The sequence below is a fragment of the Actinophytocola sp. genome, from assembly GCF_035762905.1.
GTDB lineage: Bacteria > Actinomycetota > Actinomycetes > Mycobacteriales > Pseudonocardiaceae > DASYTH01.
This window is the reverse complement of sequence record NZ_DASUCC010000144.1, coordinates 26422-50475: the sequence shown is the minus strand read 5'-3', so window position 1 is coordinate 50475 and position 24054 is coordinate 26422. Positions and strand designations below refer to the sequence as shown.

General features: G+C 72.2%; 21 protein-coding genes. 9 read left to right on the top strand and 12 right to left on the bottom strand.

All coding sequences use genetic code 11. The features are described from left to right. Positions 1-13: 13 nt before the first annotated feature. The 4 genes from infB to rimP all read right to left on the bottom strand — a co-directional run bounded on the left by infB (position 14) and on the right by rimP (position 4998). Positions 14-2992, bottom strand: a complete 2979-nt coding sequence (gene infB, locus VFV67_RS30610; RefSeq protein ID WP_326474161.1) for a translation initiation factor IF-2 — start codon at positions 2990-2992, stop codon at positions 14-16. 162 nt (positions 2993-3154) lie between these two features. Further along, entirely contained in the window at positions 3155-3358 is a 204-nt protein-coding gene (locus tag VFV67_RS30605) for a YlxR family protein (RefSeq protein WP_326474160.1), read from the bottom strand. A 105-nt stretch (positions 3359-3463) separates the two neighbouring features. Further along, complete coding sequence (gene nusA / locus VFV67_RS30600; protein WP_326474159.1) at positions 3464-4471, bottom strand: transcription termination factor NusA; 1008 nt, start codon at positions 4469-4471, stop codon at positions 3464-3466. Then, positions 4468-4998 carry a ribosome maturation factor RimP gene (gene rimP, locus VFV67_RS30595; protein ID WP_326474158.1) on the bottom strand — a complete coding sequence of 177 codons (531 nt, stop codon included), beginning with the start codon at positions 4996-4998 and terminating at the stop codon, positions 4468-4470. The genes nusA and rimP overlap by 4 nt, the downstream gene beginning before the upstream one ends. A 198-nt stretch (positions 4999-5196) precedes the next feature. Here rimP and VFV67_RS30590 point away from each other — a divergent pair, with 198 nt between their 5' ends. After that, on the top strand, positions 5197-5631 hold the full coding sequence (locus tag VFV67_RS30590; RefSeq protein WP_326474157.1) for a hypothetical protein: 435 nt from the start codon (positions 5197-5199) through the stop codon (positions 5629-5631). After that, positions 5628-6101, top strand: coding sequence for a ferritin-like domain-containing protein (locus VFV67_RS30585; RefSeq protein ID WP_326474156.1), 474 nt, complete (start codon positions 5628-5630; stop codon positions 6099-6101). Before VFV67_RS30590 ends, VFV67_RS30585 begins: the two co-directional genes overlap by 4 nt. Positions 6102-6107: 6 nt before the next feature. Here VFV67_RS30585 and VFV67_RS30580 read toward each other — a convergent pair whose 3' ends face one another. After that, positions 6108-6845, bottom strand: coding sequence for a hypothetical protein (locus VFV67_RS30580; protein WP_326474155.1), 738 nt, complete (start codon positions 6843-6845; stop codon positions 6108-6110). Between the two features lie 19 nt (positions 6846-6864). Beyond that, entirely contained in the window at positions 6865-7881 is a 1017-nt protein-coding gene (locus VFV67_RS30575; RefSeq protein ID WP_326474154.1) for an aminotransferase class V-fold PLP-dependent enzyme, read from the bottom strand. 25 nt (positions 7882-7906) lie between these two features. Here VFV67_RS30575 and VFV67_RS30570 point away from each other — a divergent pair, with 25 nt between their 5' ends. Together VFV67_RS30570 and VFV67_RS30565 are read left to right on the top strand one after the other, a co-directional pair. After that, the gene (locus VFV67_RS30570; protein WP_326474153.1) at positions 7907-8317 is read left to right on the top strand and encodes a secondary thiamine-phosphate synthase enzyme YjbQ; all 411 of its coding nucleotides are present in this window, start codon (positions 7907-7909) and stop codon (positions 8315-8317) included. A 1071-nt stretch (positions 8318-9388) separates the two neighbouring features. Then, positions 9389-10078, top strand: a complete 690-nt coding sequence (locus VFV67_RS30565; RefSeq protein ID WP_326474152.1) for an HAD family hydrolase — start codon at positions 9389-9391, stop codon at positions 10076-10078. Here VFV67_RS30565 and VFV67_RS30560 read toward each other — a convergent pair. Next, entirely contained in the window at positions 10068-11816 is a 1749-nt protein-coding gene (locus VFV67_RS30560) for a proline--tRNA ligase (RefSeq protein ID WP_326474151.1), read from the bottom strand. The genes VFV67_RS30565 and VFV67_RS30560 overlap by 11 nt on opposite strands. A 107-nt stretch (positions 11817-11923) precedes the next feature. Here VFV67_RS30560 and VFV67_RS30555 point away from each other — a divergent pair, with 107 nt between their 5' ends. Next, entirely contained in the window at positions 11924-12454 is a 531-nt protein-coding gene (locus VFV67_RS30555) for a CGNR zinc finger domain-containing protein (protein ID WP_326474150.1), read from the top strand. A 14-nt stretch (positions 12455-12468) separates the two neighbouring features. Here the strand turns inward: VFV67_RS30555 and VFV67_RS30550 are convergent, their stop codons facing one another. After that, complete coding sequence (locus VFV67_RS30550; RefSeq protein WP_326474149.1) at positions 12469-14412, bottom strand: bifunctional aldolase/short-chain dehydrogenase; 1944 nt, start codon at positions 14410-14412, stop codon at positions 12469-12471. After that, positions 14409-15389 (bottom strand): S-methyl-5-thioribose-1-phosphate isomerase, encoded by a 981-nt coding sequence (gene mtnA / locus VFV67_RS30545; RefSeq protein ID WP_326474148.1) that lies wholly within the window; start codon positions 15387-15389, stop codon positions 14409-14411. Before mtnA ends, VFV67_RS30550 begins: the two co-directional genes overlap by 4 nt. Positions 15390-15439: 50 nt before the next feature. Here mtnA and VFV67_RS30540 point away from each other — a divergent pair, with 50 nt between their 5' ends. The 3 genes from VFV67_RS30540 (at position 15440) to VFV67_RS30530 (ending at position 17729) form a co-directional block, all read left to right on the top strand. Continuing rightward, the gene (locus tag VFV67_RS30540; protein WP_326474147.1) at positions 15440-15796 is read left to right on the top strand and encodes a VOC family protein; all 357 of its coding nucleotides are present in this window, start codon (positions 15440-15442) and stop codon (positions 15794-15796) included. Between the two features lie 16 nt (positions 15797-15812). After that, a complete protein-coding gene (gene yaaA, locus VFV67_RS30535; RefSeq protein WP_326474146.1) occupies positions 15813-16541 on the top strand; it encodes a peroxide stress protein YaaA in 729 nt (242 codons plus the stop codon). A gap of 201 nt (positions 16542-16742) precedes the next feature. Further along, on the top strand, positions 16743-17729 hold the full coding sequence (locus VFV67_RS30530; protein WP_414636378.1) for a serine protein kinase RIO: 987 nt from the start codon (positions 16743-16745) through the stop codon (positions 17727-17729). Positions 17730-17739: 10 nt separating this feature from the next. On the opposite strand, the gene VFV67_RS30525 is transcribed toward VFV67_RS30530, so the two are convergent. From VFV67_RS30525 to VFV67_RS30515, 3 genes are read right to left on the bottom strand one after another with little or no spacing between them, the layout of a single operon-like run. Then, positions 17740-18354, bottom strand: a complete 615-nt coding sequence (locus tag VFV67_RS30525) for a copper resistance CopC family protein (RefSeq protein WP_326474145.1) — start codon at positions 18352-18354, stop codon at positions 17740-17742. 17 nt (positions 18355-18371) lie between these two features. After that, positions 18372-19583 carry a uroporphyrinogen-III C-methyltransferase gene (gene cobA / locus VFV67_RS30520; protein ID WP_326474144.1) on the bottom strand — a complete coding sequence of 404 codons (1212 nt, stop codon included), beginning with the start codon at positions 19581-19583 and terminating at the stop codon, positions 18372-18374. Positions 19584-19614: 31 nt separating this feature from the next. Then, positions 19615-20142, bottom strand: coding sequence for a winged helix-turn-helix domain-containing protein (locus VFV67_RS30515; protein WP_326474143.1), 528 nt, complete (start codon positions 20140-20142; stop codon positions 19615-19617). Between the two features lie 286 nt (positions 20143-20428). On the opposite strand from VFV67_RS30515, the gene VFV67_RS30510 reads away from it, so the two are divergent. Beyond that, on the top strand, positions 20429-24013 hold the full coding sequence (locus tag VFV67_RS30510) for a carboxypeptidase regulatory-like domain-containing protein (RefSeq protein ID WP_326474142.1): 3585 nt from the start codon (positions 20429-20431) through the stop codon (positions 24011-24013). The last annotated feature ends 41 nt before the right edge of the window (positions 24014-24054 follow it).

Below are 24054 nucleotides of genomic sequence, written 5' to 3'. Positions count from 1 at the left end.
ACACGCGACGCTGTCAGGTGCGCGGCTTCTCGCGCAGCTCGTAGGTCTGGACCACGTCCTCGACCTTGATGTCGCTGAACGAGCCGAGCGTCAGACCGCATTCGAAGCCCTCCCGGACCTCGGTCACGTCGTCCTTGAACCGGCGCAACGTTCCCACGTTGAGGTTCTCCTGGACCACGTTGCCGTCGCGCAGCAGCCGGGCCTTCGTGTTCCGCCGGATCTCGCCGGAGGTCACCAGGCAACCCGCGATCGTGCCGACCTTGGAGGACTTGAACACCTCGCGAACCTCGGCGCTGCCGAGCGCCACCTCCTCGTAGATCGGCTTGAGCATGCCCTTCAGGGCCTGCTCGATCTCGTCGATCGCCTGGTAGATCACCGTGTAGTAGCGGACGTCGATGCCCTCGCGGTTGGCCAGTTCGGTGGCCTTGCCCTCGGCGCGGACGTTGAAGCCGATCACGATGACGTTGTCGGCGATCGCCAGGTTGATGTCACCCTCGGTGATGCTTCCGACGCCACGGTGGATCACCCGCAGCTCGACCTCGTCACCGACGTCGATCTTCGTGAGCGCGTCCTCGAGGGCCTCGACGGTACCCGAGTTGTCACCCTTGATGATCAGGTTCAGCTGGCTGGTCTCGCGCAGCGCGGCGTCGAGGTTGTCCAGGCTGACCCGGGTGCGCCGGGTGGCGTTCATGGCGTTGCGGTTGCGGGCCGAACGCCGCTCGGCGATCTGCCGCGCGACCCGGTCCTCGTCCACCACCAGGAACGTGTCGCCCGCGCCGGGCACCGAGGTGAACCCGATGACCTGCACCGGACGCGACGGCGTCGCCTCGGCGACGTCCTCGTTGAACTCGTCCACCATGCGCCGCACCCGGCCGTAGGCGTCGCCGGCCACGATCGAGTCGCCGACGTGCAGCGTGCCGCGCTGCACCAGCACGGTCGCCACCGGGCCACGGCCCCGGTCCAGGTGCGCCTCGATGGCCACGCCCTGGGCCTCCATGTCCGGGTTGGCCCGCAGGTCCAGCGCCGCGTCCGCGGTGAGCAGGACCGCCTCGAGCAGACCCTCGATGTTGATCGCCTGCTTGGCCGAGATGTCCACGAACATGGTGTCGCCGCCGTACTCCTCGGCGACCAGCCCGTACTCGGTGAGCTGCTGGCGGATCTTGGCGGGGTTCGCCCCCTCCTTATCGATCTTGTTCACCGCGACCACGCACGGCACGTTGGCCGCCTGGGCGTGGTTGATCGCCTCCACCGTCTGGGGCATCACACCGTCGTCGGCGGCGACCACGATCACCGCGATGTCGGTGGCCTGCGCACCACGCGCACGCATGGCGGTGAACGCCTCGTGACCCGGGGTGTCGATGAAGGTGATCAGGCGCTCGCGACCCTCAAGCGACGTGGCCACTTGATAAGCACCGATGTGCTGGGTGATGCCGCCGGCCTCGCCCTCATGCACGTTGGCCTTCCGGATGGTGTCCAGCAGGCGGGTCTTACCGTGGTCGACGTGACCCATGACGGTCACCACCGGCGGCCGGGCCTGCAGGTCGGATTCGCCGCCCGCGTCCTCGCCGTAGGTGATGTCGAAGGACCCGAGCAGCTCGCGGTCCTCCTCCTCCGGGCTGACCACCTGCACCACGTAGTTCATCTCGGAGCCGAGCAGCTCGAGCACCTCGTCGGAGACCGACTGGGTGGCCGTGACCATCTCGCCGAGGTGGAACAGCACCTGCACCAGCGACGCCGGGTTGGCGTTGATCTTGTCGGCGAAGTCGGTCAGCGAGGCACCACGCGGCAGCCGGATGGTCTCGCCGCTGCCCTTCGGCAACCGCACGCCACCCACGCTGGGCGCCTGCATGTTCTCCATGTACTCCTGGCGCTTCTGCCGCTTCGACTTGCGGCCGCGCCGGGATGGCCCACCCGGACGCCCGAACGCACCGGCCGCGCCGCCGCGGCCGCCACCGGAACCCGGCCGGCCGCCACCGCCACCGCCACCGCGGTAACCACCGCCACCGGTCGTCGGCGCGGCACCGCCGCCGCCACCACCGGGACCACCGCGGTAACCACCACCGCCGCCACCACCACCGGGGCCGCCGCGGGCACCCCCGCCGCCGCCACCGCCGGGACCACCGCGGGCACCGCCGCCGGGACCACCACGGGCGCCGCCGCCGGGACCACCGGGGCCACCCCGGGCGCCGCCGCCGGGACCGCCACGCGGGCCGCCCTGACCGCCGCCACCCGGCCGGGCCGGACGCGGCGGCATCATGCCCGGGTTCGGGCGGGGCGGCATGTTGCCGGGGCTGGCCGGCGGGCGCGGCCCACCGGGAGCCGAACCGCCGCGCGGGCCGGGGGTCGGCCGGCCGTCACCGGGCCGGCCGGCACGCTCGCCGCCCGGACCACCGGCCGGGCGCGGCGCGGACGGCCGCGGCGGGGGTGCGCCGGCACCGACGCCGAACGGGTTGTTGCCGACCCGCGGGGCGCGCGGACCGGGCTTGGGCGACTGCGGCTTGGGCGGCACCACGGTGTGACCGGGGTGCGCGGCGTCCGGAGCGGTCGTCGGCTTGGCGGGCTCGGCCGCGGGCGGCGGCGGAGCCTCGACGGTTGGCTCCGCCGCGGCCGCCGCGGCGGCCGCGGGCTCGGGAGCGGCGGCCGGCTTGGCCGCGGGCTTGGGGCCGGGCCGCGGGCCGGCGGGCTTGGTCGCCGGCTTGGGGGCCTCGGTCTTGGGGGTGGCCGGGGCAACCGGCGCCGTTGCCGCCGGGGCGGACTTGGCCGGGGTGGCCACGGCCTGCGGCGCGACCGCCTTGACCGGCGGGGCGCCGTTGTCCTTGGCTGCCTCGCCCTTCTTCGCGTACGTGTCCCGCAGCCTGCGGGCCACCGGCGCCTCCACTGTGGAGGACGCGGACTTCACGAACTCGCCAAGATCCTTCAACTTGGCGAGAAGCTCCTTGCTGGTGACTCCGAACTCTTTCGCGAGTTCGTGCACTCGGGCCTTGCCTGCCACTGCTCTCCTCGGATGAGTGAGGCCGGCGGCTAGGGTCCCGCTCGACCTCGTCCTATCGCCTCACGTTCATGGCTTCAGCTTCACGGCTGACTCATGACGGGTCGACCTGCTTTCTTTCTTCTTCCGCGGCCGGGGAAAGTCCCCGGTCGGTGCCGCGGTGGGTCACTGCTCCAGCCACTCACGCAACGCCGTGACGTCGAGCGGTCCGGGCACCCGCAGGGCCCTGGGGAACGCTCGGCGCCGCTCGGCTCTGCCCAGGCAGTCCAGATCGGGATGCAACCAGGCTCCCCGACCGCCGAACCGCCGCCGTGGATCGGGAACCAGGTCCCCATCCACGAGAGCGACACGTAGCAACTCACCAGCCATCGCCCTGACCCGGCATCCGACGCAGGTCCGCATGGGTCCCGTACCCGGAGGACATGCGGGAGCCGGTTCGTGACGATGAACCATCAAGAGTCTATCTCGTGTTCGTCAGTCGACCGAACCGGAGGGCGTCGGGGTCGCTGCGGCGGCGTCGCTGCGGATGTCGATCCGCCAGCCGGTCAGCCGGGCGGCCAGCCGGGCGTTCTGCCCCTCCTTGCCGATCGCGAGGGACAGCTGGAAGTCCGGGACGACCACCCGGGCCGTCTTGGCCCGCTCGTCCACCACCCGCACCGACACCACCTTGGCCGGGGACAGCGCGTTGCCGACGAAGGTCGCCGGGTCCTCGGAGTAGTCGATGATGTCGATCTTCTCGCCGACCAGCTCGCTCATCACGTTGCGCACCCGGGCCCCCATCGGACCGATGCAGGCGCCCTTGGCGTTGACTCCAGGCACCGTCGAGCGGACCGCGATTTTGGAGCGGTGACCTGCCTCACGCGCCACCGCGGGGATCTCCACCGTGCCGTCGGCGATCTCCGGCACCTCGAGTGCGAACAGCCGCCGGACCAGGTTGGGATGCGTTCGGGACAACGTGATCTGCGGCCCGCGTGTTCCCCGGGACACGCCGAGCACGTAGCACTTGAGCCGGGTGCCGTGCTCGTAGCGCTCGCCGGGCACCTGCTCGACGGCGGGCAGGACGCCCTCGGTGTCGCCGACCTGGACCACGACCATGCCGCGCGAGTTGGCCCGGGCGTCGCGCTGCACCACGCCGGCCACGATCTCGCCCTCCTTGGCGGAGAACTCGCCGAAGGTCTTCTCGTTCTCGGCGTCGCGCAGCCGCTGCAGGATGATCTGACGCGCGGTGGTGGCGGCGATCCGGCCGAAGCCCTCCGGGGTGTCGTCCCACTCCTCCTCGACCGTGCCGTCCTCGCCGAGGCGGTAGGCGATCACCCGGACGACGCCGGTGCGCCGGTCGACGTCGATCTTGGCGTGCGGCTGGTGGCCGTCGGTGTGCTTGTAGGCGGTCAGCAGTGCGGTCTCGATGGCGTCCAGGACCGTCTCGAACGGGATGTCCTTGTCCCGTTCGATTGCGCGGAGCGCCGCGATGTCGACGTTCACCTCGACTCCTCCTCCACGTCACGCTCGGCGTTCGCGAGCCGCTCCAGTTCCTCGGTGGGTGGCCGGTTGAACTCCACCTCCACCACGGCGTGTGCCACGTCGGCGTAGCGCAGCCGCCGCAGCGTGCCGTCCACGAGCAGTTCGACGCCGTCCTCATCGGAGTCCCCGACCCGGGCGGTGAACGTGCCGCCGTCATCGTGTCGCACCTTGACCAGCCTCAGCCTGGCGCGCCGCCAGTGCCGCGGCATGGTCAACGGGCGATCAAGACCCGGCGAGGTGACCTCGAGCGTGTACGGTCCGCCCAGGACGGTCCCATCCGGGTCATGGGAGTCGAGCGCGGTGGACACCGCCCTGCTCACCTCGGCCACCTGGTCGAGCCCGATGCCCTGGTCGGAGTCCACGACGACCTTGACAAGCCGGCGCCGGCCGGCCGTCGTCACGTCCACCGACTCGAGGTCGAGACCCATCGCCGTGACGGCGTCGGCGACCACCGGCTCGAGTGTTCCGGGTTGTCGCTGACTGGCCACCGTGGTCGCTCCAAGTGGTGCGCGCGTGCAGCGAATGAGGGCAGCATCCACCACGGCCGGCGCTGCACTAACCGACCGTGGTTGACAAGCCTAACTCCTTACGGAGCGTGGGCCAGTCAGGAGCGTTCCCGCACGTCTCCCACGCGCCTGGCAGGATGACTCTTTGTGAGGGGAGATGCCATCGCGAGTCGCCGCCAGGTGTTACGTGCCGTCCTGGCGGCACCCGTCGTGCTCGCCGCGTGCACGTCGACACCGCCTCCTCCCCCGCCACCCGACCCGCTCGCCGCGCTGGCCGAGACCGCGCGCTCGGACGCCGCACTGGCCGCCGCCATCGCCGCCGCGGTGCCGGCCCTGGCGACCGCGGCCGGCTCGGTGTCCTCGGCCCGCGCGGAACACGCCGAGGCGCTGCAACGGGAGGTGGACCGGGAACGCCCGCCGCGCACCTCGGCCAGCGCGCCGCCTTCCAGCACCGCCCCGGCGGTACCCGCCGATCCGGGCGCCGCGCTGGTCACGGCGCTGACCGCGGCCGAGTCGAGCGCGGCCGCGCTGGTCGGCTCGCTGCCCCGGTACCGGGCCGGGCTGGTGGGCTCGGTGGCCGCCGGCTGCGCGAGCCTGCGCGAGGTGCTCGCATGATCCAGCCGTCCTCGTCGCCCTCCTCGGCCGCTGCCCTGCCCGCGGAGGCGTCCGACGCCGTCCAGGCGGCGCTGGGTGCCGAGCACGCCGCGGTGTGGGTCTACGGCCTGGTCAGCGCGTTCCTGCCGGCCGGCCTGGATGCGCCGGTGGCCGCCGGCATGGCGGCGCACCGGGCCCGGCGGGACGCCACCGAGCGGTTCCTGGCCGCCGCCGGAAGCACGCCTCGGCCGGCCGAGCCGGCCTACCTGCCCCCCGACCCGGTGACCGACCAGGCCTCGGCGCTGGCGCTGCTGGTCACCGCCGAGGCGGACACCACGGTGGCGTGGCGCGCGGTGCTGGAGCGCACCGACTCGGCGGAGCTGCGCGCGGCCGCGCTGGAGGCGCTCACCACGGCGGCGGTCCGGGCCGCCCGGTGGCGCAAGGCCGCCGGGCAGTCGCCGGTCACGCCGGCGCTCCCGGGTCAGCCGTAGCGCCGGTCAGGCACCGATTCGGTCGCCGAGGAGGGTGGCGTCGACGCAGATGGTGTCGAGGGTGTCCTCGTCCTTCTTCTTGTCGCCCTTCTCGGTTCCCGGGGCGAAGTCGGCCTCGACGATGATCACGTTCTGGCCGTGCTGCACGGCGTGGTAGCCACCGCCCCCGGACAGCGAGTTGAGCGGCGGAAGCTTGACGATGCCCTCGCGGACCAGGTCGTTGACGTTGCCGGTGTTGTCCTTGTCGGCCAGCTCACGGAGCTGGGCCGCGTCCGCGTCGGACGCCATGCGGACCACGGACACGCTGGCGTAGACCTTGCGGCCGTCCTGGCTGGTCGTGGTGTAGAGGCCGCGGGTGAGCTGCTGGCACGGAGTGCTCTGCAGGAACGCCTTGACCTTGTCGTAGGCGTGCTCGGCGCAGTTGCTGTCGTGCCGGGGCGCGGCCACCTCCGGCACCGGGGTGAAGGTGAACTGGCCGGTGCGCTGTTCCTCGGTGGGCGTCGCGGCCGACGGCGCGGGCTGCGCCTCGTCGTTGAGGTAGTACCAGGTGAGCCCGGAGATCACCGCGACGGCGAGCAGGCCGAGGCCGCGCAGCACCCAGAGCAGCGCGGGATTCTGCTGCCGAGCCGGGGGTTCGGCGCGGAACTGGACCGGCTCGCCGCGGCCCCGCAGCGGCGTGGTTTCCTCGCCCCCGCCGCCGAGTCCCGGCCACGGCGGCTGACCAGGAGGATGTGGTGCCGACACGGGGGCTCACCGTAGTAGCTCACGCTGCGCTACCCAAACTGCCCAGCACCAGATCGACGTCCTCCTGGGTGTTGTAGAGGTGGAAGGCCAGCCGGGTGCGCCCGGCCCGCACGCTGGCCCTGACCCCGGCCCGGGTCAGCCGCGCGGCCGCGTCCGGCACGTCGATCGAGATGATCGCCGAGTCGGCGGGCGGCAGGTTCAGACCGGCGAGGGTGGCGTTGGCCAGGCCGACGCAGTGGTCCCGGACCCGGGTCCGGTCCAGGTCGGCCAGCCACGGCAGGGCGGCGGCGGCACCCAGTTGGGAGAACCAGACCGGGCCGAGGTCGAACCGGCGCGCGTTGCCGGCCAGCCGCAGCGGCAGACCGTAGATCGAGTCCCACGGGTCCTCGCCGGCGTACCAGTTGGCGGCGACCGGCCGGGTCAGCTCGAGCAGGTCCGGGCGGACCGCGAGCCAGGCGGCGCCGCGCGGCGCGAGCAGCCACTTGTAGCTGCCGCCGACCACCCAGTCGGCCCAGTCCAGGTCCAGCGGCAGCCAGCCGGCGGCCTGGGTGACGTCGAGCAGCACCGGGGTCCCGGTCGCGCGCAGGCCGGCCAGGTCGGCGACGGTGCCGTCGGCCGACTGCACCACGCTGACCACCACCAGGTCGTGCTCCCGGGCGGCCCGGACCAGATCGGCCGGTTCCACCTCGGTGACCGGCATCCCGCGCGCGGCGAACGGGAACGTGGCGCTGGTGAACTCGTTGCGCACGGTGACCACCCGGGTGGTGACCGGCAGGCTGGCCGCGACCAGGGAGATCATCTGGGAGACACTGGCCCCGGTGCCCACCGAGGCGGTCGGCACGCCGGTCAGCCTGGCCCACGCCTCCCGGGCCACCGCCACGTGCTTGTCGTACTCGTGCGGCTGCACGGATCCGGTGCGCCACATGGAGACCCCGACCGCCACGGCGTCCGCCACGCTGGTCGGCGGCACGCCGATGCCGGCGGTGTTGAGGTAGCCGGTGGGCACGTCGAAGGTCTCGCCGAAAGCGGTGCGCATGTTCGCGACGTTACGGTTTGACTCCGTGCACAGCAAAGAGATTGAGATCAGGACCGGCTCCGGTGAGGTGGTCCGGGACCTGTCCCGGGAATGCGAGCGGTTCCTGGCCGAGGCGGGTGCCGGCGACGGCCTGCTGCACGTGTGGGTGCCGCACGCCACCGCCGGCCTGGCGATCATCGAGACCGGGGCGGGCAGCGACGACGATCTGCTCACCGCCCTGCGCCGGCTGCTGCCGCCGGACGCGACCTGGCGGCACCGGCACGGGTCACCCGGCCACGGCCGGGACCACGTGCTGCCGGCGCTGCTACCGCCGTACGCCACCGTCCCCGTGCTCGACGGCCGGCTCGCGCTCGGCACCTGGCAGTCCGTCTGCCTGGTCGACACCAACGGGGACAACCCGGTCCGCCGGGTCCGGCTGAGCCTGCTGACCGGTTGACCGGCCGGGCCAGAGCAGCACGGCCAGCCCGACCACGGCCATGATCGACAGCACCAGCACGCCGGTGCGCACGTCCGGGGCCGCCGGGGTGCCGATCAGCAGGCTGCGCAGGCCCTCGGTGGAGAACCGGAACGGGGTCCAGGACCACAGCGTCACCCGGTAGGCGGGATCGAGCAGTTCCGGGACCGTGCCGGCGACCGCGGGGGCGATCAGGTACAGCGGGCCGAGGATGGCCATCGCGCGGATCCCCAGCAGCCGGAACAGCGCGCCCTGGACCGCCGCGAAGGCCAGCGCGGTGAGCAGCAGGAAGCCGAGCACGCCGGCGGTCAGCGGCAGGAAGTCGCTCCACAGCCGGAAGAAGCCGGCCACCACGGCGACCCCGGCCAGGCTCCCGGCGACCGTGAGGGTGGCCCGGCTGACCAGGCCGGCCCGGATCCCGCGCCGGACGGCGAGCAGGCCGAACAGCAGCGCGCCGACCATGCCGGCGAGCCACAGCAGCCCGCTCGCGGCCAGCGGCGCGACCCGGCCGGCGATGCCGGTCGAGTGCAGGTTCTGGACCGGGACGCCGGGCTGGTCGAGCGTCCCGGCCACGGCGCCGAGGATGCCCTGCGCGGCCAGGGTGGCCTGCGGGTTGACCGCGTCGGAGACCACGATCGCCGTGGCCGGCGGGGTGCCGGGGGCGAGCCGCAGGTAGCCGTAGATCTCCTTGTCTTCCAACAGCTTGCGCGCCTCGCCGGCGGCGGTGACCCGCCAGGACACGAGGTCGCCGCTCAGGCTGGTGATCCGGTCGGCCACGGTGCGCAGCTGCGGCGCGTCGCCGGCCAGCTCGATGGCGAGCGGAACGTGCTCGCGCTCGGCGGTGGCCTGCACGCCGAACGTGAGCAGGCCGACGATGGCGGCCACCACGGCGCCGATCAGCGCGGCGACCACGGCGAGTAAGAGGGGTTTGGGAGCTTGGCCGGCGTCCATGGGCATCCTTTCAACAAGCGTTGAACAACGGGACACTCTACGACGGAAACCGGCGCGAAGTGGCCCTCAACCCCAGTTCCGGACCCATGTGACGATGACCGCATGATCCTCGTGCTCTGGGACATCGACCAGACCCTGGTCGACTACAGCGGCGTCGGGCGCCGATGGTATGCCGAGGCGATCAGCAATGTCCTCGGTATCGATCTGCTGCACATGCCCGAGTTCGCCGGCCGGACCGAGCGCGCGCTGGCCGCCGAGCTGCTTGCCCTGCACGGCGCCCGGAGCGAGGAGGAGGACGTGCAGCGGGTGTTCGCCGAGCTGGTCCGGCTCGCCCGCGCCGACCGGCCGGACCTGGCCACCCTCGGCCGCGCGCTGCCCGGCGCCGCCGAAGCGCTCGCCGAGCTGGCCGGTCGCGGCGGCGTGCTGCAGTCCCTGGTCACCGGCAACCTGCCCGAGCTGGCCGGGCTCAAGCTGGAGCCGTTCGGGCTGGACCGCTACGTCGACCTGGAGGTCGGTGGGTACGGGGCGATCTCGCTGGAGCGGCACCACCTGGTCGCCGAGGCGATGACGCAGGCCGCGGCCAAGTACGGCCGGCGGTACCCGCCGGACTCGGTCGTTGTCGTCGGAGACACCCCGCTGGACATGCTGGCCGGACGGCACCACGGCACGGTCACCGTCGGCGTGACCACCGGCCGGTACGACGCCGACGCGCTGCACGCCGCCGGCGCCACCGTCGTGCTGCCCGGCCTCGCCGACACGTCGGCCGTGCTGGCCGCGGTGCTCAGCGCCTAGTCAACGCCACCAGGTGGGACGCCGCGTCGTCCACCGCGACCTCGGTGCGCTCGCCGGTGGCCCGGTCCTTCACCTCGACAACGCCACTGGCCAATCCGCGGCCGACCACCACGATCGTGGGCACGCCGACCAGCTCGGCGTCGGCGAACTTCACTCCCGGCGTGGCCGTGCGGTCGTCCAGCAGCACCGAAAGGCCGGCCTCGTCGAGCTCGGCGGCCAGCCGCTCGCCCCCGGCACGCACCGCGTCGTCCTTGCCCGCGATCACGATGTGCACGTCCGCCGGGGACACCGCCCTCGGCCACACCAGGCCGTGCTCGTCGTGCGACTGCTCGGCGATCACCGCGACCAGCCGGGACACCCCGATCCCGTAGGAGCCCATGGTGATCCGGATCGGCTTCGAGTCGGCGCCGAGCGCGTCAAGGGCGAACGCGTCGGCGTACTTGCGGCCGAGCTGGAAGATGTGCCCGACCTCGATGCCGCGCGCCGCGACCAGCGTGCCCCGGCCGTCCGGTGAGGGGTCGCCGGCGCGCACCTCGGCGGCCTCGATCGTGCCGTCCGGCGTGAAGTCCCGGCCGGCGACCAGGTCCACCACGTGGTGGTCGGCCTTGTCCGCGCCGGTCACCCAGGCCGTGCCGGTCACGACGCGGGGATCGACCAGGTAGCGGACCCCGTTGTTCTGCAAGGCTTTCGGGCCGATGTAGCCCTTCACCAGGAACGGGTTCGCGGCGAAGTCGGCCTCCTCGAGGATGGCCACGTCGGCGGGCGTGACCGCGGCCTCAAGGCGTTTGAAGTCCACCTCGCGGTCGCCGGGCACGCCGACGGCCAGCAGCTGCCACTTGTCCTCACCGGGCGCGCGGGTCTTCACCATGACGTTCTTCAGCGTGTCCGCCGCGGTGAACGTGCGGCCCAACCCGGCGGCGTTCAGGAAGTCCACCAGGGTCTCGATGGTGGGCGTGTCCGGGGTGTGGTGCACCTGCGCGGCCGGTTTGTCCGCAGTGGACTGTGCGGGGGGCGCCGGGGTGACCACGGCCTCGACGTTGGCCGCGAAGCCGGACTCGGTGCTGCGTACGAAGGTGTCCTCGCCGGTCTCCGCCTCGGCCAGGAACTCCTCGGAGGCCGAGCCACCCATCGCACCGGACATCGCCGAGACGATCACGTAGCTGATCCCGAGCCGGTCGAAGATCTTGATGTAGGCGTCGCGGTGCAGGTTGTAGGAGTTGACCAGGCCCGCGTCGTCGAGATCGAAGGAGTAGGAGTCCTTCATCAGGAACTCGCGGCCGCGCAGGATGCCGGCCCGGGGGCGCGCCTCGTCCCGGTACTTGGTCTGGATCTGGTACAGGATGACCGGATAGTCCTTGTAGGAGCTGTACTCGCCCTTCACGGTGAGCGCGAACAACTCCTCGTGGGTGGGGCCGAGCAGGTAGTCGGCCTTCTTGCGGTCCTTGAGCCGGAACAGGTTGTCGCCGTACTCGGTCCACCGGCCGGTCGCCTCGTAGGGCTCGCGGGGCAGCAGCGCGGGGAACTGGATCTCCTGGGCGCCCATGGCGTCCATCTCCTCGCGCACGATCCGCTCGACGTTGCGGAGCACCTTCAGGCCCAGCGGCAGCCAGGAGTACCCGCCCGGGGCGACGCGGCGGACGTAACCGGCGCGCACCAGCAGCCTGTGGCTGGGCACCTCGGCGTCCGCGGGGTCCTCGCGCAGGGTGCGCAGGAACAGCGACGACATCCTGGTGATCACAGTGAACTCCTCGTCAGGGCGTGCGCACAGAGTAGTGAACGGTTGCCGGCCGGTTCCAGCGGGTTACCGGGCCGTAACCGGTATCCTCCTGACGGAGGTGACTCGCTGTGGAAGAGGGGCCGCTACGGCTGGTGCGGGAGTTCGTCAACACGCGGGACATCGAGGGCGGCACCGAGGCCCTCGGCGATCCGGACGAACTGGCGAAGTGGCTGCGCCACAACGACTTGCTGGGTGCCGGCGACCCGGTGACCGAGGCCGACCTCGACCGCGCCGTCGAACTGCGCGAGGCCGTCCGGGACCTGCTGGCCGGTGCGCCGGACGAGCGCGCCGCGGACGTGCTCAGCACCGCCGCCCGCCGCTCCCGCGTGCGCCCCCGGTTCTCCGCCGCCGGCACCGTCACCCTCACCCCCACCGCCCCCGGCGTCGACGGCTCCCTCGGCACCCTGCTCACGCTGATCGCCGAAGCCATGACCGACGGCCGCTGGCGCCGCCTCAAGGTGTGCCACAACCACGGCTGCCGCTGGGCCTTCTTCGACACCTCCCGCGCCGGCGCCGGCAAATGGTGCACCATGGCCATCTGCGGCAACCGCAACAAAGCCGCCGCATGGCGCGCCCGCCAACGCTCCCCCCGCCGCTGACCAACCCCACCTCTTCACACCACGCGGTCGTTGCCGCCGTCGACGGGGAGCTGGGCGCCGGTGGTGCAGGCGAAGGTGGTGGTGCAGAGCTCGGCGACGACCCGGGCGACGGCGGGGCTGGTGACCTCGGTGCGGAGTAGGTTGCGGCGCTTGTACTCGGGCACCGTGAGGCCGTAGTGGGCGGCGCGTTCGGCAAGGACCTCGTCGGTCCACAGGCCGGTGTCGAACACGGCGTCGGGGTGGACCACGTTGACCCGGATGTCGTCGGCGGCCCACTCCAACGCGGCGACCCGGGCCAGTTGGGTGACGGCGGCCTTGGATGCCGAGTAGGCGGCGGCGCCGGGGCCGGGGGCGGCCACGTTCTTGGACGCGATCAGGACGACGCGGCCGCCGCGCGGGGCGCGGGAGAGCAGCGGGTGGGTCAGCGCGAACAGCTGCGCGATGGCGTCGGTGTTCACCGCCATCGTCCGGCGCCAGACCGCCGGGTCCAGTTCGGCGATCCGGCGGGCGCCCGGGAACACCCCGGCCGAGGGCACGACGATGTCGATGCCGCCGAACCGGCGCACGGCGGCGTCCAACGCCGCGGACACGGCGCCGGCGTCGGTCACATCGGCTTGCAGGCCAAGGTAATCCGACCGGTCGGCGGCGGTCTCGACGAGGTCGAGCCCGACCACGCTCGCCCCCCGGGCGATCAGCTCCGCCACGCACGCCCGGCCGATGCCCGACGCCGCGCCGGTGACCAGGGCGACCTCGCCGGTCAGTTCCTTGGCGCCGCCGCCCCGGCGCAGCTTGGCCTGCTCCAACTCCCAGTACTCGACGTCGAAGATGTCGCCGGCCGGCAGCGCCCGGTACCCGCCGAGCGCCTCGGCCCGCTCGATGATCCCGATGGTGTGGGTGTAGATGTCCGCGGCGATGTCGGCGTCGGCGGCCCGCCGGCCGGCGGTGAGCATGCCCAGCCCGGGGTCGAGCACCACCCGCGGCGCCGGGTCGAGCATGGTCAGCTCCCGGCCGCCGTTGTGCTCGGCGAAGTAGCCGCGGTACCGCTCGGCGTAGCCGGCCAGATCCCGCCCGACCAGCGGCAGCCGCTTGGTGCGGATGACGTGGTCCGGGGTCGCCGGGCCCCTGGTTGCGACCGCCGCCAGATCCACTCGGTCCACAAAGGACTCCACCGCCTCGCCGCGATGCTGACTGACGATCATCGGCGCACCGGCCAGCGTGGACAGCTCGGCCCGGAACTCGGCCAGCCGCACCGGATCGACCGGTCCGTCCGAACGGGACGGTGCGCGCCGGGCCGGGGTCCGGGCGGCCAGGAACTCCTCGGCCGCGCCGACCAGCTCGAGGTGCCGGTGATAAGCCTCCCGCACGTCGGCGCCGAAGGTGAACAGCCCGTGGTTCATCAGCACCATGCCGACCGTGCCCTCGTGCGCGGCCGGCCCGAACAGTTCGGCGCACGCCCTGGCCAGCAGGAAGCCCGGCATCACGTACGGCACGACGACCACCCGGTCGCCGTAGACGGTCCGCACCAGGTCCGCACCGGCCGCCGTGTTGGTGATCGTGACGATCGCGTCGGCGTGGCTGTGCAGCACGGCCGGATGCGGCAACAGCGCGTGCAGCAGGCTCTCCACGCTGGGGTCCGGCGCCGAGGAGTCCAGCGACGCGCAGCGCAGCTCGTTCATCATCTGCCGGTCGGACAGCTTGTCCACGGTGAGCAGCTCGCGCAGCCGGGCCAGCCGCAGCGGCGCGAACCCGGCCGGCTCGATCGAGGCCAGGTCCCAGCCGCTGCCCTTGACGTAGAGCGTCTCCACCGGCTCCCCGGTGACGTCGGTGACCGTGGTCTTCACCGACGTGTTGCCGCCGCCGTGCAGTACAAGGTCCGGGTCGCGGCCGATCAACCGCGAGCCGTGCACCAACGCCTCGAGCGGGTCGGACCCGTCGTAGTCCCATGCACCCCGCATCATGGCCGCTCCCCCTTCGCCGGGTGGATCACCCGCGCTTCGGTGACGATCGCGGTCACCAGGTCGGCCGGGGTGAGGTCGAAGGCGAAGTTCAGCGTTTCCGTTCCGGCCGGGGCGATCGTCGTCTGTCCGATGTGGACTATCTCGGCGCCGTCGCGCACCTCGATCTCCACCTCCGCGCCGCTCGGCGTGGCCAGGTCGACCGTGGACTCCGGCGCGGCGACCAGGAACGGGATGCCGGCCCGGGCCGCGGCCAGCGCCAGCGGGTAGGTGCCGATCTTGTTGATCACGTCGCCGTTGGCCGCGATCCGGTCCGCGCCGACCACCACCGCGTCGGCGAGGCCGCGGGCCAGCACCGACGGCCCGGCGCCGTCCACCACCACGGTGTGCGCGATGCCGAGTTGGGCCAGTTCCCACGCGGTGAGCCGGGAACCCTGCAGCAGCGGCCGGGTCTCGTCCACGTAGACCCGACCGAGCGCGTCGCGCTCGTGCAGCGCCCGCACCACACCCAGCGCGGTTCCCCACTCCACACAGGCCAGACCGCCGGCGTTGCAGTGGGTCTGCACGTTCACCGGCCGGGCAGCACGGCCGAGCAGCCAGTCCGCGCCGCGACCGGCCAGCGTGCGGTTGCACCGCACGTCCTCCTCCACGACCGCCAGCGCCTCGGCCAGCACGGCGTCCGGCCCGTCCGGCAGCCGGCGCAACGCCCGGTCGACACCCCAAGCCAGGTTGACCGCGGTCGGCCGGGCCTGGCGCAGCGCCGCGACCCGGTCACCGGCGAGGTCCGGATCGTCCCGGACCGCCAGCGCGGCGCCGAGCGCGCCGGCCACGCCGAGCGCAGGCGCGCCACGGATGGCCAGCCGCTTGATCGCGTCGATCAGGTCCTCGACCGTGCGGAGGTCCAGCATCCGCACGGCATCCGGCAGCGCGGTCTGGTCCACCGCCACGATGTGCCCGTCCCGCCACTCGATCGTGCGCACCGGTCCATGATGCCCGGAGATTGTCAGAGGATCGGTCTAGCGTGCGCGCCATGAGCATTCACCTGGGCGGAGTCACGATCGACTGCGCCGACCCCGCCAAGCTCGCCGGCTTCTGGACCGAGGCTCTCGGGGCCAAAATCATCCAGGACTACGGCGGCGAGTTCATCTTCATCGCGGCCGACGCGGACAGCCGGCCCTACGTCGGGCTGCAGCGGGTGCCGGAGAAGCGCGCCGGCAAGAACCGGGTGCACATCGACCTGGCCGCGGCGGACCGCGAGGCCGAGGTGCAGCGGTTGGTCGGGCTCGGCGCGACGGCCGTGACCGAACACTCCGTACCCGGCCTGACCTGGACGGTCATGCAGGACCCGGAAGGCAACGAGTTCTGCGTCGGAGGCGCGAACCCCTGACGTACGCTCGGCGACCATGCTGGTGTTGCTGCCGCCGTCGGAGACCAAGTCCGACGGCGGTTCCGGTCCGCCGCTCGACCTGGACACGCTGTCCTTCCCCGAGCTGAGCCCGGTGCGCGAGCGCCTGGTGTCTGCGCTGGTGACGCTTGCCGGTGACGTGCCGGCGAGCCTGGCGGCGCTGGGCCTGACCGAGCGGCAGTCCGGCGAGGTCGCCCGCAACGCCGCGCTGCGCGAGTCGGCGACCCGGCCGGCGCTCGAGCGGTACACGGGCGTGCTCTACGACGCGCTGGACGTCGCCGGGCTCAGCCGCGCCGAGCGCCGCCGGGCCGACGCACGGCTGGCGGTCGCCTCCGCACTGTTCGGTGTGGTGCGGGCCGGCGACCCGATCCCGGCCTACCGGCTCTCCGGCGGGAGCACGCTGCCCGGGCTCGGCGGCCTGCGCGCGCTCTGGCAGGAGGCGCTGGGCAAGACCCTGTCGACGGTGGACGAGGTGGTGCTCGACCTGCGCTCCGGCCCGTACGCCAACCTGGCCGCGATCCCGCACGCGGTGACCGTGCGGGTGGTCAGCGCGGACAGAAGACTTGCCATCAGCCATTTCAACAAGGCGCACAAGGGCCGGTTGGCCGCCGCCCTGGTCCGCGCGCCCCGCGAGCCCGGCTCGGTGCGCTCGGTCGTCCGGGTGGCGGCGGCCGCCGGGCTGCGCCTGGAACCCACCGGCCCGCGGACGCTGGACCTGGTCGTCTGACGGATCGCCGGTAATTCGGTTGCGCGCCGCCCGCGGGTGGTGGATGGTGCTCTTCGCAGTGGTAACGCCGAGTCGAGGAGGTGCCTCATGTACACGGTCGACGTGGATGTGGCATGCGCCCGTCCGGCCCCACTCGTGATCGTCGCGCGCTGAGTCGCCGCGCCGCGGTGGGGCATCCCCTTCATCGAGGAGAACCCACCAGTGCTTTCGCACGATCCGTACGACGAGTACGAGGATTTCGAGGACTACGACGACTTCGGCGCCGACACCCGGTCGGCGCGGGTCCGGCGTAAGACCAGGCTCGAGGACGATCCCCAGCCGCAGCGCTCCGGCCGGCTGACCCAGGACGCCCGGGACCGGCTCGCCGACCAGCGCGAGGACGCGGTCACCGCCGAGATCGACCTGCCCGGCACCGCCTACCGGTGGTCCACCTGGGGAACCGGTGAGCTGGGCCCGCACCCGTGGCCGGACTGGCTGGTCACCGAGCTGGCCGCGGTGGACACCGAGCTCGGCGTGCTGAAGACCGGCAAGGAGGCCGACGTCCACCTGATCGAGCGCGGCATCCCGGACGGCGCGCGGTCCTGCCTGATGGCGTCCAAGCGCTACCGCAGCAACGAGCACCGGATGTTCCACCGGGACGCCGGCTACCTCGAGGGCCGCCGGGTCCGCGAGTCCCGGCAGATGCGCGCGATGACCAACCGCACCGCGTTCGGCCGCAACCTGCTTGCCGAGCAGTGGTCGACCGCCGAGTTCGCGGCGCTGTCCCGGCTGTGGTCGCTCGGCGCGCCGGTGCCCTATCCGATACAGCGCAGCGGAACCGAGCTGCTGCTGGAGTTCCTCGACGACGGCGACGGCGGCGCGGCGCCCCGGCTGGCCCAGCTACGCCCGGCCGCCGACGAGCTCACCGAACTGTGGCACCAGCTCACCGCCGCGCTGGAGCTGATGGCCACCGAGGGACTCACGCACGGCGACCTGTCGGCGTACAACGTGCTGGTCCACAACGGACACCTGATGCTGATCGACCTGCCTCAGGTGGTGGACGTGGTGGCCAACCCGCGCGGCCCGGAGTTCCTGGCCAGGGACGTGGCCAACATCGCCGGCTGGTTCGCCGCCCGCGGCCTGCCGGACCGGCTGGCCGACCCGAACACGCTGACCGAGCACCTGCTGTACACGGCGGGGATGGAGTAGGAGCGCGACGTCAGGGCGTGTCCTTGTCCTCGTCCTCGAGGCCGTCGTCGACGATGTCGTCCTCCGCCGTGCGGGCCCGGCGCACGATCAGCACCACGACGGTGACCAGTGCGGCGGCGCCGAGCACGATCCAGATCCAGGCCGGGACGCCGCCGGAGTCCTCCTCGGCCGGGGCGGCGGCCGGCTGGGTGGTCGTGGTCGGCGGGGCCGTGGTGGTCGTGGCGGGTGGCGCGGTGGTCGTGGTGGGCGGCGGGGTGGTCGTTGCGGCGACGGACATGGTGAAGTCGACCGTGCCGAAGACGTCGTCGCCGTCCTCCGACCGGACCGTGTAGTTGATCACGTAGGCGCCGGGCGGGCCGAGCGGCTGCACCGGCACGGTCACCACCGCGCCCTGCACGGAGATCTGGCCGATCGTCCAGTTCGTGCCCGGACCGGTCACCGTGACCTGCAGCGGTGACACCGGTTCGTTGAACGTCAGGGTCACCACCTGGGGTGGCACGGACACCGTCGAGCCCTTCGCCGGGCTGCTGCCGGTCAGCTCGGCATGGGCGAACGCGGGAGTGGCAAGTCCCAGCAGGGCCAGCGCGGCCAACGCCAGCGCGGCGGCGATACGCCTGAGGATCATGGCGCGAATCCTGCCAGTTAACCGGCCAGCGCGGCGACCGGACCAATCACGATCACCGCGGGCGGGCGGACCCCGGCCGCCGACACGTCGGCCACCACTTTGTCCAAAGTGGACCGCACGACCCGCTGGTTGCGGGTGGTCGCCTCCTGGACCACGGCCACCGGGGTGTCCGCGGACCGGCCGCCGGCCAGCAACACCGCGGCGAACCGGGTGATCCGCTCCACCCCCATCATGATCACGATGGTGCCGGACAGCCGGGCCAGCGCCGACCAGTCGGTCAGTGACTCGTCCGGGTCGGCGTGCCCGGACACGATCACCACCTCGTGCGCCACCCCACGATGGGTGACCGGCACCTCGGCCACCGCGGGCGCGGCCAGCGCGCTGCTGATCCCCGGCACAACGGTGACCGGGACACCGGCCGTCACGCAGGCCAGGAACTCCTCGAAGCCCCGGCCGAACAGGTACGGGTCGCCGCCCTTGAGCCGCACCACGAACCGCCCGGCCGCGGCGTGCTCGAGCATCGCCGCGTTGATCGCCTCCTGGCTGGCCGCCCGGCCGTACGGGATCTTGGCCGCGTCCACCACCAACACGTTCGGCGGCAGCTCGTCGAGCAGTTCCCGGGGTGCCAGCCGGTCGGCCACCACCACGTCGGCCCGGGCCAGCAGCCGGCGGCCGCGCACCGTGATCAGCTCGGGATCGCCCGGCCCGCCGCCGACAAGGGCCACCCCGCCGCGCCGGGGCGCCGGCGCCTCGGTCGACCGGTGATCGTCCACCCGGCCCTCGCGCAGCGCGTCCAGCAGACCGTCCCGCACCGCCGCCGAGCGCAGCGGCCGGCCGCCGGACAGCACGCCGACCAGCATCCCGTCGTGCTCGCCGGTGGCCGGGGTGACCGCGCTGCCCCGCTCCCCCGCGTCGGCCCGCACGCAGAACACCCGGTCCCGCTCGGCATCCGCGGAGACCTCGGCGTTGACCGCGGGATCGCTGGTGCAGCACAGCACGTACCAGGCCGCGGAAAGGTCACCGCCGGCGTAGCGGCGGGCGTGCCAGACCAGTTCGCCCGCGTCCACCATCGCCTGCACCGCCGGGGTGATGCTCGGCGAGATCAGCTCCACCCGGGCGCCGGCGGCGACCAGTCGGGGCAGCCGGCGCTGCGCAACGGTGCCACCGCCCACCACGACGACCCGGCGCCCGGCGAGGTCCAGCCCGGCGAGATAGTGCTGCTCAGCCATGCCGCACAGCATGCCCGACGGCGATGCGTGGTCAGGCCTGGTCCGGGCTGTCCACGACGACCAGGCGGTAGCCGACCCCGCGGACCGACTCCACCAGCGCACCGGGCGCCGCGGCCCGCAGCTGCCGGCGCAGCCGCTTCACCGCCGACACCACCGCCTCGATGTCGCCGAGGTACGGCCGCTCCCACACGTGCGTGGTCAGCTCGGCGAAGGTCCACACCCGGCCGGGGTCTCTGGTCAGTGCGAACAGCAGGTCGAACTCCCGCGCCGAGAGCGGCACCGGGCTGCCCCGCCAGGTCGCCTCGCGCAGGTCGGCGTCCAGCCGCAGCTTTCCGAACTCCACCACCCGGTGGGTCGGAATCGGGTCGCTCAGCGGCGGAGCGGACGGGATCAGCTCCGGTCCGGACAACGCGGCCCGCAGGCTGTTCGTGTCCGGCAGGTACAGCACGGCCACCCGGCCGCCGGTCGCCCTGGCGATCGCGGCTATCTCATCGGCGCTGGTCCCCACACACAGCACCAGTGGCACGTTGATCGTGTCGAGCACGCCGCGCGCGTCCACGTGCCACCTCCCGACTTTGCAGGGCCGTTATCAGCGTGATCGAACGAGTAGTCATTTCGTTACTCGTTTTGGGCAGGTCACGGGCAGTATCGGGGTGATTACCACCGAAAATCCCTGGTAACCGTGAAAAAGACCCGATCGCGCCCGGATAACGCCCGCTTCACGTCCGTGACCGGACCGCGTCGATCCTGGACCGTGCTGTGCATACCCGTAGTAACGACCGGACTACGGGTGGGGCGCACGTGTGGTCACACGGCGGATCACACGGGAACGGAGGACGGACCGCATGTCACGACGACCGCAGCTCCGCAGACGGGGGAAGGCCTTACTCGGCCTCCTCGCCGCGGTACTCGCCATGCTCGGCGTGTTTGTCGCGCCGGCAACGGCGGCGCCGCCGCCAGACAAGTCGGCGGCGAAGATCGAGCAGTCGGTGTCGAACACCCTCGCTGTCAAGGACAGCGCCGACTTCTGGGTGATGTTCGGCCAGACCGCCAACCTGGCCTCGGCCTCCTCGACGACGGACTGGTCGGCCCGAGGTGCCGCCGTGGTCGACGCACTCAAGCAGACCGCGGACGCGGCGCAGGCCGGCGTGCGGGCCGAGCTGGACGCCCAGAAGATCACCTACGAGTCCTTCTACATCGCCAACGCGATCAAGGTGACCGGCGGCACCACCGCGCTGGCCAAGTCCCTGGCCAGCCGGCCGGAGGTCAGCGCGATCGCGGCGCCGTTCAAGATCGACGTCCCCAAGCCGACGCCGGCCAAGACCGAGGCGGCGATCAACGCGGTCGAGTGGGGCATCGCGGCGATCAACGCCGACGACGCGTGGTCCACCTTCGGCACCCGCGGTGCGGGCATCGTGGTGGCCAACATCGACACCGGTGTCGACTTCAACCACCCGGCCCTGGTCGGCAAGTACCGCGGCAACACCGGCAACGGCACGTTCAACCACAACTACAACTGGTTCGACCCGGCCGAGGTCTGCGGCTCCCCGTCCCTGGCACCGTGCGACAACAACGACCACGGCACGCACACCATGGGCACCATGGTCGGCGACGACGGCGCCGGCAACCAGATCGGTGTCGCCCCGGACGCCACCTGGGTCGCCGCCAAGGGCTGCGAGTTCAACAGCTGCTCGGACGCCTCGCTGCTGGCCTCCGGCCAGTGGGTGCTCGCGCCGACCGACCTGACCGGCGCCAACCCGCGTCCGGACCTGCGGCCGAACATCGTCAACAACTCGTGGGGCCTGAGCAACGGCCCGGCGGTGAGCCCGTTCTACCGGTCGACGGTGCAGGCCTGGCGGGCGGCGGGCATCTTCCCGGCGTTCTCCAACGGCAACGCCGGCGCCGGCGGCTGCGACACCTCCGGTTCGCCCGGTGACTACGTCGAGTCCTACTCCTCCGGCGCGTTCGACATCAACGGCAACATCGCCAGCTTCTCCAGCCGCGGCCCTGGCGAGAACGGGACGATCAAGCCGCAGCTCGCCGCGCCCGGCGTGAACGTGCGCTCGTCGGTGCCCGGCGGCGGCTTCGAGGCGTTCAACGGCACGTCGATGGCATCGCCGCACACCTCCGGAACCGTCGCCCTGATGTGGTCGGCGGCCCCGGCGCTGATCGGCAACATCGACCAGACGGCGGCCATCCTGAACAGCACCGCGGTCGACACGTCCGACCTGACCTGCGGTGGCACGCCGCAGAACAACAACGTGTGGGGTGAGGGCAAGCTCAACGCCTTCGCCGCGGTGGAGCAGTCCCCGCGCGGCCCGACCGGCACCCTGACCGGCACGGTGACCGACGCCGGCACCGGCGCCCCGATCGCCGGCGCGAACGTGCAGATCACCGGTCCGCGCAACGTCAGCCTGCTCACCGGTGCCGACGGCCGGTACAGCAGCACCCTGCCGGTCGGCAGCTACTCGGTGACCGCGTCGACGTTCGGCTTCGGCTCGGCCACCGGTTCGGCGACCCTCACCGAGGGCCAGACCACCACGCTGGATCTGGCGCTGTCCCGGGTCAGCAACGGCACCGTGAGCGGGGTGGTTCGCGACTCGGCCGGCGCCGTGGTGGCCAACGCCCTGGTCGAGGTGCTCGGCACGCCGATCGCCCCGGTGCGGACCGGAGCGGACGGCACCTACTCCTTCGCGAACGTCCCGGTGGGTACCTACCAGGCCAAGGCGTCCGCGGGCGGCTGCTACGACCAGCAGACGCAGGCGCTGAACGTGACCGGTAACACCACGCTGAACTTCGTCATTCCGAACCGGAGCGACCAGTTCGGCAACTTCTGTGTCCTCGAGACGGCGAACTACGTCGAGGGCGACACGGCGCTGGCGCTGTCCGGCGACGACGCGGCGGTCACGGTCCCGCTGCCGTTCAGCTTCTTCTTCTACGGCAGGACCTACAACAACGCGTTCGTCAGCTCCAACGGTCACATCAACTTCCTGGCGCAGAACACGAGCTTCAGCAACGGCGCCATCCCGTCGGCGGGCACGCCGAACGCGGCGCTCTACCCGTTCTGGGACGACCTGTTGCTGGACGGCTCGAGCCGGGTGTTCACCAAGACCGCCGGCACCGCACCGAACCGCTCGTTCCTCGTGGAATGGCGCAACGCCATGTTCTTCAGCGGCGCGACCACCACGCGGGTCGACTTCGAGGCCGTGCTCAACGAGACCGGTGAGGTCTCGTTCGTCTACCGCAACCTGAACCCGGCCGACGGTCGGGAGACCGGCAACTCCGCCACGATCGGGATCGAGAACGAGACCGGCACGGACGCCCTGCAGTACTCGCTCAACACCTCGGCGCTGAGCGACGGGCAGTCGATCCGGTTCAAGGTTCCGCCGCACGGGCTGCTGACCGGCACGGTGACCGACTTCAACGACGGTCAGCCGGTGGAAGGCGCGACCGTCGAGGTGCTGAAGGGCACGGACGTGGTGTCCAGCGCGGCCACGGCCGCGAACGGCACCTACACCGCGCACCTGCTGTCCGGTGAGTACGACGTCCGGGTGGCCAAGCCGCTCTACGAGTCGAACACCTCGACGGTGACCATCGAGGACAACGCCACGACCACGCACAACGTGGCGCTGCACACCCCGAGGGCGGAGGTCCAGGGCGGCCCGCTGGTCTTCCTGGCGCAGACCGGTCAGCTGCGCACGGCCACGCTCAACCTGGTCAGCGGCAGCGAGCTCGACCTCGAGTACACGCTGACCAGCAGCAAGTCGTGGCTGTGGACGGTGCCGGGTTCGCTCACGGTGCCGGGCGGCGAGACCCAGCCGCTGACCGTCCGGGTCGACCCGGTCGGGCTGCGGCCGGGCGTGCACACGGCGACCATCGACCTGGTCACCAACGCCGGGCGGACCCCGACCATCTCCGTCCCGGTGACGCTGGTGGTTCCGGCCTACCGCAAGGGCCTGGACGCCGGTGGCGGCGGCGCCTTCACCGACGCCAACGCCGACGCGTGGGTGGCCGACCAGGCCTGGGCGCCGGGTGGCTTCGGTCACATCGGTCCGGGGTTCGTGGAGACCTCGAACCGGGCCATCGCCAACACCACCGATGACCGGCTCTACCAGACCCAGCGGTCCGGCATGGCCGGGTACCGGTTCGACAACCTGCCGGCCGGCACCTACCAGGTGGAACTGGACTTCGCCGAGCTACGGGCCAACTTCGGTCCGGGCAGGCGGGTCTTCGACGTGATGCTGAACGGCACCATGGTGCTGCCGGGCTACGACCCGGCGGCGGCGGTCGGCACGCTGACCGCGGACCGGCGTGAGTTCTTCGTCACGGTGGCGCAGGGCGGGACCGTCGAGGTGTTCTTCGGTGCCCGTCAAGGGAAGCAGTTGCCGATCATCAACTCGGTGCGGGTGACGCACCGGCCCGACCGGTAGCGGTCAAAACGCAGTTGGGTGGGGTAGTCGCACACGCGGCT